Origin of the sequence: Cellulomonas endophytica (assembly GCF_004123805.1) — a bacterium.
Lineage (GTDB): Bacteria > Actinomycetota > Actinomycetes > Actinomycetales > Cellulomonadaceae > Cellulomonas > Cellulomonas endophytica.
The window spans coordinates 1-15,858 of sequence record NZ_RWJX01000008.1; the positions used below are offsets into that span (position 1 = coordinate 1).

Annotated in this window: 15 protein-coding genes and 1 pseudogene; 5 read left to right on the forward strand and 11 right to left on the reverse strand. The window is 78.1% G+C overall.

Annotation, left to right across the window (positions count from 1 at the left end):
* Positions 1 to 223 (forward strand): annotated as a pseudogene (locus tag EJA20_RS03875) (glutamate--cysteine ligase); the annotation flags it as partial.
* Between the two features lie 37 nt (positions 224 to 260).
* A complete protein-coding gene (locus EJA20_RS03880; RefSeq protein ID WP_129336866.1) occupies positions 261 to 1,154 on the forward strand; it encodes an SDR family oxidoreductase in 894 nt (297 codons plus the stop codon).
* A gap of 36 nt (positions 1,155 to 1,190) precedes the next feature.
* Here the strand turns inward: EJA20_RS03880 and tsaD are convergent, their stop codons facing one another.
* Positions 1,191 to 2,267, reverse strand: a complete 1,077-nt coding sequence (tsaD, locus tag EJA20_RS03885) for a tRNA (adenosine(37)-N6)-threonylcarbamoyltransferase complex transferase subunit TsaD (RefSeq protein ID WP_129336867.1) — start codon at positions 2,265 to 2,267, stop codon at positions 1,191 to 1,193.
* A 126-nt stretch (positions 2,268 to 2,393) separates the two neighbouring features.
* Between tsaD and EJA20_RS03890 the strand changes: the two genes are divergently transcribed.
* Positions 2,394 to 3,053, forward strand: a complete 660-nt coding sequence (locus EJA20_RS03890) for a malonic semialdehyde reductase (protein WP_129336868.1) — start codon at positions 2,394 to 2,396, stop codon at positions 3,051 to 3,053.
* A gap of 19 nt (positions 3,054 to 3,072) precedes the next feature.
* Here EJA20_RS03890 and EJA20_RS03895 read toward each other — a convergent pair whose 3' ends face one another.
* Genes EJA20_RS03895 through EJA20_RS03920 form a run of 6 tightly spaced genes read right to left on the reverse strand, consistent with a single transcriptional unit; the run spans position 3,073 to position 8,826 of the window.
* Entirely contained in the window at positions 3,073 to 3,978 is a 906-nt protein-coding gene (locus EJA20_RS03895; RefSeq protein WP_129336869.1) for a sulfurtransferase, read from the reverse strand.
* Positions 3,975 to 4,472, reverse strand: a complete 498-nt coding sequence (gene rimI, locus EJA20_RS03900) for a ribosomal protein S18-alanine N-acetyltransferase (RefSeq protein ID WP_240675010.1) — start codon at positions 4,470 to 4,472, stop codon at positions 3,975 to 3,977. Before rimI ends, EJA20_RS03895 begins: the two co-directional genes overlap by 4 nt.
* On the reverse strand, positions 4,469 to 5,179 hold the full coding sequence (tsaB, locus tag EJA20_RS03905) for a tRNA (adenosine(37)-N6)-threonylcarbamoyltransferase complex dimerization subunit type 1 TsaB (RefSeq protein ID WP_129336870.1): 711 nt from the start codon (positions 5,177 to 5,179) through the stop codon (positions 4,469 to 4,471). Before tsaB ends, rimI begins: the two co-directional genes overlap by 4 nt.
* A gap of 4 nt (positions 5,180 to 5,183) precedes the next feature.
* The gene (tsaE, locus tag EJA20_RS03910) at positions 5,184 to 5,828 is read right to left on the reverse strand and encodes a tRNA (adenosine(37)-N6)-threonylcarbamoyltransferase complex ATPase subunit type 1 TsaE (RefSeq protein WP_129336871.1); all 645 of its coding nucleotides are present in this window, start codon (positions 5,826 to 5,828) and stop codon (positions 5,184 to 5,186) included.
* A 56-nt stretch (positions 5,829 to 5,884) separates the two neighbouring features.
* Positions 5,885 to 7,135: an alanine racemase gene (gene alr / locus EJA20_RS03915; protein WP_129336872.1), complete on the reverse strand. Its 1,251-nt coding sequence runs from the start codon at positions 7,133 to 7,135 to the stop codon at positions 5,885 to 5,887.
* Entirely contained in the window at positions 7,132 to 8,826 is a 1,695-nt protein-coding gene (locus EJA20_RS03920) for a bifunctional ADP-dependent NAD(P)H-hydrate dehydratase/NAD(P)H-hydrate epimerase (protein ID WP_129336873.1), read from the reverse strand. Before EJA20_RS03920 ends, alr begins: the two co-directional genes overlap by 4 nt.
* Before the next feature lie 75 nt (positions 8,827 to 8,901).
* Here EJA20_RS03920 and EJA20_RS03925 point away from each other — a divergent pair, with 75 nt between their 5' ends.
* Positions 8,902 to 9,891 carry an LLM class F420-dependent oxidoreductase gene (locus EJA20_RS03925; protein WP_129336874.1) on the forward strand — a complete coding sequence of 330 codons (990 nt, stop codon included), beginning with the start codon at positions 8,902 to 8,904 and terminating at the stop codon, positions 9,889 to 9,891.
* A 36-nt stretch (positions 9,892 to 9,927) separates the two neighbouring features.
* Here the strand turns inward: EJA20_RS03925 and EJA20_RS03930 are convergent, their stop codons facing one another.
* Together EJA20_RS03930 and glmS are read right to left on the reverse strand one after the other, a co-directional pair.
* A complete protein-coding gene (locus EJA20_RS03930; protein ID WP_129336875.1) occupies positions 9,928 to 10,284 on the reverse strand; it encodes a holo-ACP synthase in 357 nt (118 codons plus the stop codon).
* A gap of 16 nt (positions 10,285 to 10,300) precedes the next feature.
* Positions 10,301 to 12,157, reverse strand: a complete 1,857-nt coding sequence (gene glmS / locus EJA20_RS03935) for a glutamine--fructose-6-phosphate transaminase (isomerizing) (protein ID WP_129336876.1) — start codon at positions 12,155 to 12,157, stop codon at positions 10,301 to 10,303.
* 152 nt (positions 12,158 to 12,309) lie between these two features.
* Between glmS and coaA the strand changes: the two genes are divergently transcribed.
* Positions 12,310 to 13,257, forward strand: coding sequence for a type I pantothenate kinase (gene coaA, locus EJA20_RS03940; RefSeq protein ID WP_338068795.1), 948 nt, complete (start codon positions 12,310 to 12,312; stop codon positions 13,255 to 13,257).
* Between the two features lie 123 nt (positions 13,258 to 13,380).
* Here the strand turns inward: coaA and EJA20_RS03945 are convergent, their stop codons facing one another.
* Both EJA20_RS03945 and EJA20_RS19045 read right to left on the reverse strand, forming a co-directional pair.
* On the reverse strand, positions 13,381 to 14,325 hold the full coding sequence (locus EJA20_RS03945) for a hypothetical protein (RefSeq protein ID WP_129336878.1): 945 nt from the start codon (positions 14,323 to 14,325) through the stop codon (positions 13,381 to 13,383).
* 315 nt (positions 14,326 to 14,640) lie between these two features.
* Positions 14,641 to 15,663, reverse strand: a complete 1,023-nt coding sequence (locus EJA20_RS19045; protein WP_205687349.1) for a DedA family protein — start codon at positions 15,661 to 15,663, stop codon at positions 14,641 to 14,643.
* Positions 15,664 to 15,858 lie beyond the last annotated feature (195 nt).

Here is a 15,858-nt window from a genome sequence, read left to right on the forward strand (position 1 = left end):
CGCGGAGGAGCTCGTCACGGACTCCGTGTCCCGGTGGCTGCGCGTGCTGGAGCCGGTGGCGGAGCGGCTGGGGTGCGCCGCGGAGCTCGACGCCGTGCGCGTCGTCCTGCGCAAGGGCGCCTCGTACCAGCGCCAGCGGGCCGTGGCCCGGCGGCACGCGGGGCAGCTGCGGCCCGTGGTCGAGCACCTCGTCGCCGAGCGGCGGGCCGGCCGCCCCCTCTGACGCGCGCCCGGGGGACGGCCGGGCGACGATGGCGAGCATGACCGACCAGCTGACCTTCACCGACCCCACCACCCGCTTCCGCACGGAGGGCTACCCCGAGCAGCAGCAGGACGGCCCCGGCCTCGAGCAGGACCTGGCCGTCCGCGCCGACGACGGCCGCGACTCCTACCGCGGCACCGGCCGGCTCGTCGGCCGCAAGGCGCTGGTCACCGGCGGCGACTCCGGCATCGGCCGCGCGGTGGCGATCGCCTTCGCCCGGGAGGGCGCGGACCTCGTCCTGTCCTACCTGCCGGAGGAGCAGCCGGACGCGGAGGAGGTGGCCGCGATCGTCCGTGCCGAGGGCCGCACCGTCGTGCTCGCGCCCGGCGACCTGACGGACGAGACGTACGCGCGCGGCCTCGTGCACCGGGCGCTGGAGGAGCTGGGCGGGCTGGACACCCTCGCCCTCGTCGCCGGCAAGCAGCAGGCGGTGGAGGACATCGCCGACCTCAGCTCCGCCCAGTTCGACGAGACGTTCCGCACGAACGTCTACGCCATGTTCTGGACGATCCAGGAGGCCGTGCCGCACCTGCCCCCGGGCTCGAGCATCATCACGACGAGCTCGATCCAGGCGTACGACCCGTCGCCGATCCTCGTGGACTACGCGACGACGAAGGCCGCCATCAACACGCTGAGCAAGGCGCTGGCCGGCCAGCTCGCGCCGAAGGGCATCCGCGTCAACGTCGTGGCCCCGGGCCCGGTGTGGACCCCCCTGCAGACGGCCGGCGGGCAGCCGCCGGAGAAGCTGCCCGAGTTCGGGAAGCAGACCCCGCTGGGCCGCGCCGGGCAGCCCGTCGAGATGGCGCCCGCGTACGTGTTCCTCGCCTCGCCCGAGTCGAGCTACGTCTCCGGCGAGACGCTCAACGCGAACGGCGGCTCCCCGACGCCCTGAGGCCGTCGCCGTCCCGGCCCGCCTCCGGCGGAGGGCTCAGACGAGGACCTGCGTGAGCGGCATCGTCGAGTCCACGCCCAGGTCGAGCCGGGACGGCGGCAGGTCGCGCGCGACCACGGCGGACCCGAGCGCCGCGATCATCGCGCCGTTGTCCGTGCAGAACCGGATGGGCGGGATGCGCAGCTCCACGCCGGCCGCGGCCGCCCGCTCGGTCATGAGGTCGCGGAGCTGGCTGTTGGCCGAGAAGCCCCCGCCCACGACGAGCGTGCCGACACCGAGGCGCTCGCACGCCGCGAGCGTCTTGGCCGTGAGCACGTCGGCGACCGCGGCGGCGAAGGAGGCGGCGACGTCGGGCAGGGGGATCGCCTGCCCGGCGTCCTCGCGCGCCTCCACCCAGCGGGCGACGGCCGTCTTGAGGCCGGAGAAGGAGAAGTCGAGGGCGTGGGCCGCCTGGTCCTTCGGCGCCGTGAGCCCGCGCGGGAAGCGGATCGCCCCCGGGTCGCCCTCGCGCGCGAGCCGGTCGATGTGGGGACCGCCCGGGTAGGGCAGGCCGAGCAGCCGCCCGACCTTGTCGAACGCCTCGCCCGCGGCGTCGTCGAGCGTCGAGCCCAGCTCGGTGACCCGGACCGTGTCCTCGACGAGGAGCAGGCTCGAGTGCCCGCCGGAGACCACGAGCGCCAGGACGCGCTCGGGGAAGGCGCCGTGCACGAGCTCGTCCACGACGGCGTGCCCGACGACGTGGTTGACGCCGTACAGGGGCTTGCCCAGGGCGAGCGCGAGGGCCTTCGCCGCGGACGTGCCGACCGTCAGGGGGCCGACGAGGCCCGGCCCGGCCGTGACCGCGATCGCGTCGACGTCGGACAGCGCGACGCCGGCGCCGTCGAGGGCGCGCTCGACCGTCGGCACCATCGCCTCGAGGTGGGCGCGGGAGGCGATCTCCGGGATGATCCCGCCGAACCGCGCGTGCTCGTCGACGGAGCTGGCCACCGCGTCGACGAGGAGCTGGCGCCCCCGGACGAGGGCGACCCCGGTCTCGTCGCAGGAGGTCTCGATGCCGAGGACCAGCGGGGCGGAGGTGTCGGGGGCGGGGCTCGCGGCGGGCGTCTCGGGCACGACGCCCAGGATAGGAGCGTCGGCGGTCGGGCCCGCGCGCTGTCGCCGCGCCGGGGTGACCGCCGTCACGCCAGCACGTGGGACGTCCCAGGAATCCTGGCGAGGTCGTTGAGCGTTCAACCGCCCATGACGACCGAGACCTCCTCGCTCCCCGACCTCGACCCGACCCTCGACCTGTCGTTCGACGACGGCGCGCTCGTGGTGCCGGACGACGTCGCGGACCTGATGTTCCGCTCCGCCCGCACGGTGAGCGACTTCACGGACGAGCCCGTCACCGACGCCCAGCTCGAGGCCGTGCACGACCTCGTGAAGTGGGGCCCGACGGCCCTCAACACGACGCCGATGCGCCTGCTCGTCGTGCGCAGCCCCGAGGCCCGCGCGCGCCTCGCGCGCCACATGGCCGAGGGCAACCGGCAGCGGGTCCTGGACGCACCGCTGACGCTCGTCGTCGCCGCCGACCCCGCCTTCCACCGGCACCTGCCGACGCTCCTGCCGCACGCCCCGGGCAAGGCGGAGGAGCTCGAGCCCGCCGTCGAGGCGCGCGAGGCGATGGCACGCACGAACACCCTCCTGCAGGCCGGCTACCTCATCCTCGGCCTGCGGGCTGCGGGCCTGGCCTCGGGCGCCATGGGCGGGCTGGACGCCGCCGGGGTCGACGCCGAGTTCTTCGCGGCGTCCGGCTGGCGCACCCTGCTCGTGCTCAACGTCGGCCACGCCCGCGGCGAGGGCACCCACCGGCCGCGCGCGCCGCGCCTGGGCTGGGGGACGGTCTCCGCCGCGGTCTGAGGCCGGACCGCCCCGGACGTCAGGCCGGTCGCCCGGGCCTCGCGCCCGTGGCGGCCGGCCGCGCCGCGTCGGCGGACCACTGCGACCACGAGCCCGGGTACAGGGCCGCCTCGACGCCGAGGGTCGCCAGCGCCGCCACCGTGTGCGCGGCGGTCACGCCCGAGCCGCAGTACACCGCGACGGGGCCGGCGTCGGCGTGCGGGCCGAGCCGGGCGCGCAGCTCCGCCTCCGGGCGGAAGCGGCCGTCGGGCCCCAGCAGGTCGGCCGTGGGCGCGCTGAGGGCCCCTGGCACGTGCCCGGCGCGCGGGTCGACCGGCTCGCTCTCGCCGCGGTAGCGCTCGCCGGCACGGGCATCGAGCAGCACGCCGTGCGTCGGCCACGCCGCGGCGCCGTCGGCGTCGACCGTCGGCAGGCCGCCGCCGGAGAGCACGACGTCGCCCGGCTCGGGCACGACGGCCCCCGCCTCCAGCGGCAGGCCCGCCGCCGTCCACGCCGCCAGCCCGCCGTCGAGGAGGCGCACGTCGCGCACGCCCGCCCAGCGCAGCAGCCACCAGGCACGGGCCGCCGCGAGGCCGCCGGTCGCGTCGTAGGCCACGACGCCCCGCCCCGCGCGCACGCCCCACCGGCGCGCCGCCGCCTCGAGGGCGGCGACGTCGGGCAGCGGGTGCCGGCCACCCTCGGCCGTCGGCGGGGCGGACAGCTCCGTCGGGAGGTCGACGAAGACCGCGCCCGGCAGGTGGCCGGCGAGGTGCTGCTCGCGGCCGTCGTCCCGGCCGAGCACCCACCGGACGTCGAGGAGGACCGGCGGCTCGTCGCCGGCGAGGGCGGCGGCCAGCGCCCCGGGGGTGACGAGGACCTCCGCGCGGGCGTGGGTGCCGGCATCGGCGCGGGCGTGGGTGCGCGCGCCCGTGCCGCCGGGGCTCACGACCGGCCCGCCGGGACGTCGGCCGCGCGGACGGGCCGCAGCCGCATCGTGTACGCGTCGATGCCGCCGGGGTAGTAGTTGCGCCGCACGCCGAGCCGCTCGAAGCCGAGCGAGGCGTACAGGTGCTGCGCGGGCAGGTTGTCCACGCGGACCTCGAGGAGGAGCGTCTGCGCCCCCAGCACGGCGGAGCGCTCGACGAGCGCCGTGAGCAGCCGGCGGCCGACGCCGCGGTTCTGGTGCGTGCGGGCGGTCGCGATGGTCATGACCTGCGCGTCGTCGCCGTCGAACCAGAGCCCGGCGTAGCCGACCACGAGGCCACCGGCCGCGCCGTCGAGGTCGACCGCCGCCAGGTACTCGCGGCCCTCCGTGACGAGCTCGGCGGCCATGGACGTCCGCGACCACGCGGTGGCGCCGAAGAGGTCGGCCTCGAGCTCCATCACCCGGTCGAGGTCCGCGGGCACGAGGGGGCGCAGGACGGTCACCTGCTCGCTCACGCGAGCACCCGCTTCCGGGACGCCGCCGGGACCGCGTCGGGACGGCGCAGGTAGAGCGGCTCGCCCGGCTGCCCGAGCCCCGCGGCGGCACGCCGCACCGCCAGGCGGGCGAGGGCGGCGGGGTCGGGGTCGAGCAGGGCCGTGTCGAGCGCGGCCGGGTCGCCGAGCCGCTCGGCGAGGGCGGGGTGCAGCAGCGCGCCCCGCCCGACGACGCGCACGCCGTCGGCGAGGTCGGCCACGAGGTCCTCGGCCGGCCCGACCCCCGGGGCCCGGACCTCGACGAGGCCGGCCGTGGCGGGGTCGTCCGTCGCCGCCCGCCGGTAGAGCGCGCTGTAGACCTCGCGCCGGCGGGCGTCCGTCACGACGAGGACCACGTCCGCGGCCGGGTCCGCCTCGAGCGCGCGGAGGGCGAGCGCCTCCGTGCTGGGCACCCCGTGCAGCGGCACGCCGAGGGCGAGCGCGAGCGCGCGGGCGGTGACGAGCCCGACCCGCAGCCCGGTGAACGGCGCCGGGCCCGTCCCGGCGACGACGGCCGTCAGCGCGGCGGGCGTCGTGCCCGCGGCCGCGAGCAGCTCGGCGACGAGGGGCGCGAGCCGCTCGGCGTGGTGGCGCTGCTCGGGGACGGAGCCGGCGGCGAGGGCGACGCCGGCGCCGTCGGTCACGGCGACGGCGACGGCCGCGGAGGTGTCGAGGGCGAGGAGGGGCACCGGCTCAGCCTGCCACCGGAGCGGCGCCGTCCGCGCCGCCGTCCGCGCCGTCGTCGCCCACGCCGCCCCTCCGGCCGTCGTCCTCGTCGACGGGCTCCCCGGGCAGCGGCACGCCCGCCCACCGCGCACCGACGGGGCGCAGCGTCGCCGTGCGGACGCCGGCGGCACCGTCCTCGTCGTCGGGGTCGCGGTCCGCCGCCGGTGCCGCGCCCGCACCGCCGCGCGGCCGCTCGATCGCCACCTCGAGCCGGTCCTGCGCCAGCCCCTCGACCCAGCCGCTCCCCCACTCGACGACCGTCACCGACTCCTTGAGCGAGGCGTCCAGGTCCAGGGCGTCGATCTCGTCGAGGGAGCCGATCCGGTACGCGTCGACGTGGACGAGCGACGGCCCGCGGCGGCCGTCCGGGCCGGGCAGCGCGGGCTGCACCCGGGCGATGGTGAACGTCGGCGAGACCACGGCGCCGCGGACGCCGAGGCCGGCGCCGATCCCCTGGGTCAGGGTCGTCTTGCCGGCGCCCAGGCCGCCGGTCAGGACGACGAGGTCCCCCGCGCGCAGCACCGCGGCGAGCGCACGCCCCAGCCCGCGCGTGGCCTCGGCGTCGGGCAGCACGACGCGGCGCGTCGCCGCGCCCGTCCCGGCGCCGCTCACCGGGCCGGTCGTCGGGCCGGTCGTCGGGCCGGTCGCCGGGCCGGTCGTCGGGCCGGTCACCGGGCCGCTCCCGCCGCGACGGGCACGGCCGGGGCTGCGGCCTCGGCGTCGGCGTCGGCCACGGGCGCAGGTGCCGGCACGCCCGCGGTGCCGACGTGCACGCGCGGCACCCGGGCGCCCAGGCGCGTGACGATCTCGTAGCCGATCGTGCCGGCGGCGCGCGCCCAGTCCTCCGCGGTGGGACCGCCGTCCGCGCCCGTCCCGAACAGCTCGACGCGGTCCCCGGCGACCTCCGTCGCACCCGGGCCGAGGTCGACGACGACCTGGTCCATGCACACGCGCCCGGCCACGCCGAGCCGGCGCCCGCCGACGAGCAGGGGCCCGCCGGGCCGCTCGGCCGTGCCGGAGGCGTGCCGCGGCAGCCCGTCGGCGTACCCGAGCGGCACGACGCCGACCACGGTGTCCCGGGGGGTGACGTAGTGGTGCCCGTAGGAGACCCCGTGCCCGGCGGGCAGCCGCTTCACGGTGGCGAGGTCCGCCTCGAGCGTGAGCGCGGGCGTCAGCCCCTCGCACGCGGGGTCGACCGTGCCGGGCGCGGGCGACAGCCCGTAGAGCGCGATCCCGGGCCGGACGAGGTCCAGGTGCGTCGCGGGGTGCAGCAGCAGGCCGGCCGAGTTCGCCAGGTGCCGGACCTCGAACCGGGCACCGGCCCGCTCCGCCGCGTCCGCCGACGCCCGGAGCACGGCGAGCTGCTCCGCCGTGACCGGGTTCCCCGGCTCGTCGGCGGCGGCGAGGTGCGACCAGAGGCCGACCGCGCGCAGGGCGCCCTCGGCCTCCGCCCGCAGGACCGCCGGCAGCAGCGCGGCGAGGGCGTCGGGGGTCAGGCCGTTGCGGCCCAGCCCCGTGTCGACCTTGAGGTGCACCCGGGCCGTGCGCCCGGTCGCCCGCGCCGCCGCGACGACCGCGTCGAGCGCCCAGGGCGCCGCCACCGAGACGTCGACGTCGGCCTCGAGGAGGTCGGCCATGGGGACGCCCGGGGCGTGCAGCCACGTGAGCAGCCGCGGGGCCGTGACGCCGGCGGCCCGCAGCGCGAGGGCCTCGCCGGCCTGGGCCACGCCCAGCCAGGTGGCACCCCCGGCCACCGCCGCCCGGGCCGCCGGCACGAGGCCGTGGCCGTAGGCGTCGGCCTTGACGACGGCCATGAGCTGGCCGGAGGGGGCCCGGGCGGCGAGGGCCCGGGTGTTGGCGGCGAGGGCGTCGAGGTCCACCACCGCGCGGACGGGGCTGTAGGCGGTCGGGTCGCTCACGCCCCGCAGTCTCCCACCGGCGCCGCCCCGGACGACGCAGGGCGCCCGGCGAGGAGCGCGGCGACGACGTCGGGCACGGCGTGCGCGACCTCGGCCGCGGCGACGGGCCCGCCCGGACGGGCGGCGTGGGCGGCGCGCCCGTGGACGAGCGCGGCGGCGGCGGCGAGCCGGGCCGCGGCGGACGGGTCGTCCGCGAGCGCGTCGGCGCGCGCCGCCAGGAGCGTCCCGAGCACGCCCGCGAGCACGTCGCCCGCGCCGGCCGTGGCCAGCCACGCGGGAGCGTCCGCCTGGGACCACGTCCCGCCCGGTCCGACGACGAGGGTCGTCGCCCCCTTGAGCAGCACCGTCGCCCCCGTCCGCGCGTGGGCCCGCCCCGCCCAGCGCCACGGCTCGGCCTCCACGGCGTCCCGGTCCACTGGCCGGTCGTCGTCCGTGCGCTCCCCGAGCCGGGCCAGCAGGGCGGCCAGCTCCCCGGCGTGCGGGGTGAGGACGACGTGCGCCCCCGTCCCCGGCCCGACGTGCTCGAGGGCACCGGCGTCGAGCACGGCCGGGACCCCGGCCGCGGCCGCCCGGAGCACGTCGGCGACCGCCGCGGCGCGCGCGGGGTCCGCGGGGTCGACCCCGGAGCCGGCGGCCCAGGCCTGCACGCGCCCGTCCCCGACGTGCGCGGCGACGACGACCTCGGGCCGGGCCGCCAGCACCGCGGCGGCGAGCGGGCCGGCTGGGGTCGCGGTCCCCGCGTCGGGAGCGGAGGGCGGCCGCTCGTCGACGAAGCGCACCATGCCGACCCCCGCGCCGACCGCGCCGCTCACGGACAGCACCGCCGCCCCCGGGTAGCGCGTGGTCCCCGTCACCACGCCGAGGACGCCGCGGGCGTACTTCTGCGCGGCCCGTCCGGGCACGGGCCACAGCGCGCGCACGTCGTCGTCCTCGAGCCGCCGCACCGCCGGGGGGCGGCCGGACAGGTCGAGGCCGAGGTCGACGGTCACCAGCGCGCCGACGACGCCCGACGCCGGCGGCAGCAGCAGCCCGGCCTTCGGGACGCCGAACGTCACCGTCCGGTCGGCGGGCAGGACCGTCCCGGCGAGGCGCCCGTCGTCGACGCCGATGCCGGAGGGCACGTCCACGGCGACGACGACGGGCCGCACCCGCCCGGCGGCCCCGGGCATCGCCTCCGGCGCCTCCAGCCCTTCCAGCGCCTCGAGCAGCGCCGCGACGAGCCGCTGCGCCGTCCCCCGCAGCCCCGACCCGTCGGCGCCGATCCCGACGAGCCCGTCGAGCACCACGTCCGCGCCGGCCGCGAGCGCCGCCGCCGCCGCGGGGTCGGCCGTCACCTCGTCTGCGTCGAGGACGCCCACGCCCGCCGCGCGGGCCGCCGCGAGGCCCTCGTCGTGCAGCCGGGCCGCCGCCGGCAGGACGGTGACGCGCACGCCCCGCGCCGCGAGGAGCGCCGCCGCGTGCAGCGCGTCCCCGCCGTTGTTCCCCGCCCCGGCCAGCACGGCCACGTGCGCGCCCCGCAGCGGCACCGTGCGCCCGGCGCGGCCGCCCGGGCCCGTGTGCCGACGTCCGCGCAGGACGCGCACGACCTCGAGGTGCAGCCCGTGCGCCGCGCGGCGCATGAGCGGCACCCCCGCGGCCAGCAGCGGCGCCTCGGCGGCACGGACGTCGGCGGCGGTCCAGGCGGCGAGCACGCCCCCATCCTGGACCGGCGGGCCGCGCGCGTCGTCCCGGGGCCGAGCGGGCCGGCGACGGCTAGCGTGCGAGGCATGCGCTTCGGACTCTTCATCCCCCAGGGCTGGCGGCAGGACCTCACCGGCATCGAGACCGCCCGCCACTGGCCAGTCATGCGAGACCTGGCCCGGCACGCCGACTCCGGCGACGCCTGGGAGTCGATCTGGGTCTACGACCACTTCCACGCCGTGCCCGAGCCCAACGGCGAGGCCGTGCACGAGGCGTGGAGCCTCATGAACGCCTTCGCCGCGGCGACGGACCGCGTCCGCCTCGGCCAGATGTGCACCTGCATGGCGTACCGCAACCCGGCCTACCTGGCGAAGGTCGCCGCGACGGCCGACGTCATCTCCGGCGGCCGCGTCGAGATGGGCATCGGCGCGGGCTGGTACGAGCACGAGTGGCGTGCCTACGGCTACGGCTTCCCGACCGCCGGGGAGCGCCTGGCGATGCTCGACGAGGGCGTCCAGGTCTTCGAGCAGCTGTGGCGCGACGGCGTCGCCCACCTCGACGGGAAGTACTACCAGGTGGACGGCGCGCAGCTCGCGCCGTTGCCGCTGCAGGCGGGCGGGCCGCCGCTGTGGATCGCGGGCGGCGGCGAGCGCAAGACCCTGCGCATCGCGGCGCAGCACGCGGCGTACACGAACTTCGACGGCACCCCCGAGGGCTTCGTGCACAAGTCGCAGGTCCTGCGCGGCCACTGCGACGACCTGGGCCGGGACTTCGGCTCCATCGTGCGGTCGGCCAACTACAACGTGGTCATCGGCGCCACGGAGGCCGAGGTCGCCGACCGGCTGGCGTGGGTCGAGGACCACTACCGCGCCACGGTGCCCGGGAAGGTGGAGCAGGTGGCCGAGGAGTTCCGGCGGGGCCCCCTCGTCGGGACGCCGGAGCAGATCGTCGAGAAGCTCCGCGAGCTCGAGGGCCTGGGGATGACCTACGCGATCACGTACTTCGCCGAGGCGGCCTACGACCGGTCCGGGATCGAGCTGTTCGAGCGCGAGGTCGTGCCGGCGCTGAAGGGCTGAGGCCGAGCCTGACGCGACGCCGGCGAGGGCGTCGCGTCAGGCGTCCCGCTCGGCGACGACCATCGCGGAGGCGATGCCGGCGTCGTGGGAGATCGACAGGTGGAACCGGTCGACGCCCGCGGCGGCGGCCGCCGCCGCGACGGTCCCGCGCACCTCGACGACGGGCGCGCCGCCCCGGACCCGGTGGACCGTGGCGTCGTGCCACCGCATGCCGCCGGGTGCGCCGAGGGACTTGGCGATCGCCTCCTTCGCCGCGAACCGCGCCGCGAGGGAGGCGGGCGGCAGGTCCCGCTCGTCGGGCGTGAACAGCCGGTCCCGCAGCCCCGGGGCGCGGTCGAGGGTCTCGAGGAACCGCGCGACGTCGACGACGTCGATCCCGACCCCGACGATCACGCCGTCGCCGTGCCGCTCACTCGACCGTGACGGACTTCGCCAGGTTCCGCGGCTGGTCCACGTCGAGGCCCTTGGCGGTCGCGAGCTCGCAGGCGAACACCTGCAGCGGCACCACCGTGAGCAGGGGCGCCAGCAGGGTCGGGCACTGCGGCACGTAGAAGACCTCGTCGGCGAAGGGGCGCACGGCCTCGTCGCCGTCCTCCGCGATGACGAGCGTGCGCGCGCCGCGGGCGCGGATCTCCTGGATGTTCGACACGACCTTCGCGTGCAGCGAGTGCCGGCCACGCGGTGAGGGCACCACGACGAAGACGGGCTGGCCCGGCTCGACGAGCGCGATCGGCCCGTGCTTGAGCTCGCCGGCGGCGAAGCCCTCGGCGTGGATGTAGGCGAGCTCCTTGAGCTTGAGCGCGCCCTCGAGCGCCACGGGGAACCCGACGTGGCGGCCCAGGAACAGGACGGACGGGGTGTCCGCCATCCACCGGGCGATCTCGCGGACCCGGTCGGAGCGGTCGAGCACGGTCTGGATGCGCTCGGGCATGGCGCGCAGCTCGACGAGCTTGCCCTCGACCTCGTCCGAGAACATCGTGCCGCGCAGCTGCGCGAGGTAGAGGCCCAGCAGGTAGGTGGCCGTGATCTGCGCGAGGAAGGCCTTCGTCGAGGCGACCGCGATCTCCGGCCCCGCGTGCGTGTAGAGCACGGCGTCGGCCTCGCGCGGGATCGTCGAGCCGTGGGTGTTGACGATGGCGAGCGTCGTGGCGCCCTGCTCCTTCGCGTGACGGACGGCCATGAGCGTGTCCATCGTCTCGCCGGACTGGGAGACGGCCACGACGAGCGTGCGCGCGTTCACCACCGGGTCGCGGTAGCGGAACTCGTGCGCGAGCTCGACCTCGACGGGGATGCGGCACCAGTGCTCGATGGCGTACTTCGCCACGTGGCCGGCGTAGGCGGCGGTGCCGCAGGCGACGACGACGATCTTGTCGACCGCGCGCAGCACCTCCTCCGTGATGCGGAGCTCGTCGAGGACGAGGCGGCCGCGCACGTCGGTGCGGCCGAGGAGCGTGTCCGCCACCGCGTGGGGCTGGTCGTGGATCTCCTTGTCCATGAAGGACGCGAAGCCGCCCTTCTCCGCGGCGGCCGTGTCCCAGTCGACCGTGTAGCGACGGCCCTCGGCCGGTGCGCCGTGGAAGTCCGTGACGACGACGCCCTCGGGGGTGATGGTGACGACCTGGTCCTGGCCGAGCTCGAGCGCCTCGCGCGTCGCGGAGATGAACGCGGCGACGTCCGAGCCGAGGAAGTTCTCGCCCTCACCGATCCCGACGACGAGCGGCGAGTCGTGACGGGCGCCCACCACCGTGCGGGGGTGGTCCGCGTGGACCGCGAGCAGCGTGAAGGTGCCCTCGAGCCGCCGCGCGACCTGCGTCATGGCCGCGGTCAGGTCGCCCGTGGCGTCGTAGGCGCGGGCGAGCAGGTGCGCCGCCACCTCCGTGTCCGTCTCGGACGTGCACTCCACGCCCTGCGCGGCCAGCTCGGCCTTGAGGGTCACGAAGTTCTCGACGATGCCGTTGTGGATCACCGCGAGCCGCCCCGCCACGTGGGGGTGGGCGTTGCGGTCCGTCGGGGCACCGTGGGTCGCCCACCGCGTGTGGCCGATCGCCGCCGTCGCGTCCGGCAGCGGGTGGAGGTCGATCTCCTCGACGAGGTTCGCGAGCTTCCCGGCCTTCTTCGCCGTGCTCAGCGTGCCGTCCGGGGAGACCTGGGCGATGCCCGCCGAGTCGTAGCCCCGGTACTCGAGGCGCCGCAGCCCCTCGAGCACCACCTCGCGCGGACGACCGTCCGCGTGTCCCTGACCGACGTATCCGACGATGCCGCACATGCGGGCGAGTCTAGGGGCGCGGTCCCCCGCCACCCGTGAGGGCGGTGTGCGCGCGCGTGAGGGACCTGTGCCGACGGCGGACGGCGGACCCTGCCCCCTCCGGCGACGACGCGTCGACGGGCGCGGCGGCGGGGGTGCGGCAGACTGACGCGGTGCTGACCGCACCGACCCTGTCCAGCCCGTTCGTCGACCTCGACCGTGAGGCGTGGGCGCGCCTGTCGGCCTCGACGCCGCTGCCGCTCACCGACGTCGACGTGCAGCGGCTCCGCGCCCTCGGGGACCCCATCGACCTCGCGGAGGTCGACACGGTCTACCGGCCCCTCTCGCGCCTGCTCGACCTGCACATCGCCGCCGTGCGCGGTCTGCACGAGGCCACCGGCACGTTCCTGCGCGAGCGGGTGGGACGCACGCCGTTCGTCATCGGCGTCGCCGGGTCCGTCGCCGTGGGCAAGTCGACGACCGCCCGCCTCCTGCGCGAGCTCGTCGCCCGCTGGCCGGCCACCTCGCGCGTCGAGCTCGTCACCACCGACGGCTTCCTGCACCCGAACGCCGAGCTCGAGCGCCGCGGGCTCATGGAGCGCAAGGGGTTCCCCGAGTCCTACGACCGGCGCGCGCTCGTGCGCTTCGTCTCGCAGGTGAAGGCGGGCGACGCGGAGGTGGCGGCGCCCGTCTACGACCACCTCACCTACGACATCGTGCCCGGCGCGCAGAACGTGGTGCGCCGGCCGGACGTCCTCATCGTCGAGGGGCTCAACGTCCTGCAGCCCGCCCGGCCCGGCCGCGACGGGACCGGCGTCGCCGTGAGCGACTTCTTCGACTTCTCCATCTACGTCGACGCCCGCGAGGCCGACGTGCGCGAGTGGTACGTCGAGCGGTTCCTGGCGCTGCGGCGCACGGCGTTCACCCGGCCCGAGTCGTTCTTCCACCGCTACGCCGCGCTCACCGACGCCGAGGCGACCGCCCGCGCCGGCCAGATCTGGGACTCGATCAACGCGCCCAACCTGCGCGCGAACATCGCGCCCACCCGCGACCGGGCCACCCTCGTGCTGACGAAGGCCGCGGACCACCACGTGGCGAGCGTCCGCCTGCGCAAGCTCTGACGGCTGCAGGCGACGACGAGGCCGAGCGTCTCGTCCGGTCGACGAGGAGCAGGCCGAGGACCGGCACCGCCGTGGCGTGCCTCACGAGGACGGCATCGAGCACCCGCGGCGAGGAGCTCGGCGTCAGGAGGCGGCGGCGTCCGGGACCGGCGTCGGCGCGAGCAGCTGCACGGGCCAGTCCGTCGCCTGCACGGGTTCGAGCCCCGCGAGCGCCGCCGCCACGCCCGGCGCCGGGACGCAGCCGTCACCGGGGACCGCGACCCACACGGCGCGGCCGAGCGCGTCCACCAGCCACATCACGGGCGGCGGATCGCCCTCGGCGCAGGTGCTCGTCGAGGCCGACGGCTCCGGGTCCCCGGAGGTCGCCCCGGAGCCGCCGTCCTCGCCCGCACCGGTCTCCGCGGGGCTCGCCGCGGCGGGGTCCGGCACCGACGTCGCCGGAGCCGCGGGGTCCGGCACGGAGGCTGGTGCCGAACCCGCCCCCGGTGCGGGCCCCGACGACGGGTCCGCCGCCGGTCCTGCTCCCGGCGCGGGGGCCGGCCCCGGCGAGGACGTCACCGGCGCCGGCGGCGCCTCGCGTGCCGAGCCCCCGGACGACCCCGCGGAGGTCGCGTCCTCCCCCCCGGGCCGGACCTGGGTCGGCGGGGGGGTCGCACCGGCGGACAGGGCGTCCAGGAGCGGGGCGAGGTCGCCCTCGAGCTCCGTGGCCCGGACCGTGGTCCACACGCCCTCGGCGTCGCGGGCCTGCCCGGCACGCGCGCACGTCACGACCGTGGTCGGACGGAACCCCTCGGGCACCGCGCCGGGCGTGGCGTCCGGCGTCGCGGGCACGTGGCCCGCCACGTCGGCCGTGGCCTCCGCGCCGCGCGTCCCCGGGACGGCGCCGCCGGCCGTCGGCGCCCACCCGAGCGCGGCGAGCACGGCGGGGGCGCGGCAGTCGGCCGCCGTGCGCACCTGCGCCGGGGTCGGCGCCACGGCCGTGGCGCGGCCGTCCGGGCCGGGCGTGCAGCCGGTGGCGGTCCCGGCGACCGCCACCCCGAGCGCGACGACGGCGAGGGACCGGCGCACGCCGCGGCCGGGGGCACGCGGGGCAGGACGGCGTCCGGGTCGCACGTGCCCTCCCGCGTCCGGCCGGCCTGCCGTCCGACGTGCTCGGACGGGGCGCGGAGGACGGGAGGGGCACCGGCGCCGACCTCGTCCTCGACCCTACGCAGACACGGACGGGTGACAGCCCGTCGAGACCGGATCGTTGCCGACGGCACCCGGATCGTGAGCGGGCCGTGACCCTCGGAGGCCACGGGCCGGCGAGCACGGCGCCGGTGCGCGGAGCCGGGGACGGGGCGGCACGACGGCGCCCCGCCACCCCGCCCGACGAGGGCGTCGTCAGGGGTGCGGGGGGCAGGGCACCGGTACGGGCGCCGGAGGCAGGGCGCCCGCCGCCCGCAGGGTGACGCGCCCGGCCCCGGGGGCGACGGCACCGGACCCGGGGGCGGCACCGGTCGCCGCGGGGCCGGCCGCCGCGGCGCGGGGCACGTGGCCGGACGGCACCACGACCGGGGGCACGACGACGACGGGCGCCGTCGTCGAGGGCACCGCGGCCGGCACCGCCGGCGAACGGACGGCGACGAGCAGCACGTCCGCCGTCCGCGTCCGGCCGGGGGCGGCGTCGGTGCGGGGGTCGGGCGCCGGGCGGGCGGCGGGGGCGACCGCGCGGCCGACGGGGGACGCCGGACGCGCCGCCACGCCGTCGGCGGGGTCGCGGCCCTCGTCGCCCACCGGGCGACGGGACGGCCGGGGGTCCCGGGACCCGCGCGACCGCTCGCGCCGGCGCGCGGCGGCGCGGACCGCGAGGTCGATCGCGAGCCCGACGACGAGCCCGCCGACGACCCCGACGACGAGCGCGAGCACCGGCCGGTCGTGGAGCCACGCTCCGGCGCCGGCGCCGATCGCGGCGGACCACACCGCCCACAGGCAGGAGGCGAGCGCGCTCACGGCGACGAACCGCCGCCGGGGGAATCCGACCGCACCGGCGGTCATGTTGACGGCCACGCGCCCCACCGGCACGTACCGCGCCGCCACGATGAGCGAGGTGCCCCGGACCGCCAGCGCGCGCTCGGCGCCGTCGACGACCGCCCGGGCGCGCCGTCCGCGCAGGAACCAGACCTCGCGCACGGGGACGCGGCGCCCGACGGCGTAGGCGACCTGGTCGCCGGTGAAGGCGCCGGCGGCGGCGACCGCGACGACGAGGCGCAGGTCCGCGCCGCCCGCCGCGGTGGCGGCGGCCGCGAGCGCGATGACGGCGGACTCGCTGGGGACCGGTGGGAAGAACCCGTCCACGGTCGCGAGCACGTAGAGGGCGAGGTACGCCCACCCCGATCCCAGCAGGTCCAGCACCCACTGCTCCACGGCGGTCCCCCTCGCCGGCGCCCGGCGGCGCCGCACCTGCCCGCGCGGCACCCCGACGGCACCACGGGCGCCGCCCGACGACCAGTGTGGCCGTCGGCGTGCGCCACCGCGACGCTATTGCGCGGCCGATCGCGCCCACATCAGGGTTCGGCCTGATCCCACCCCCCACCCGACCCCGACCAACGGGGGACGCCT

Coding starts and splice junctions, on each gene's coding strand:
- EJA20_RS03880 (WP_129336866.1), top strand. CDS start 261: ATGACCGACCAGCTGACCTTCACCGACCCCACCACCCGCTTCCGCACG.
- EJA20_RS03890 (WP_129336868.1), top strand. CDS start 2,394: ATGACGACCGAGACCTCCTCGCTCCCCGACCTCGACCCGACCCTCGAC.
- EJA20_RS03925 (WP_129336874.1), top strand. CDS start 8,902: ATGCGCTTCGGACTCTTCATCCCCCAGGGCTGGCGGCAGGACCTCACC.
- glmS (WP_129336876.1), bottom strand. CDS start 12,157: ATGTGCGGCATCGTCGGATACGTCGGTCAGGGACACGCGGACGGTCGT.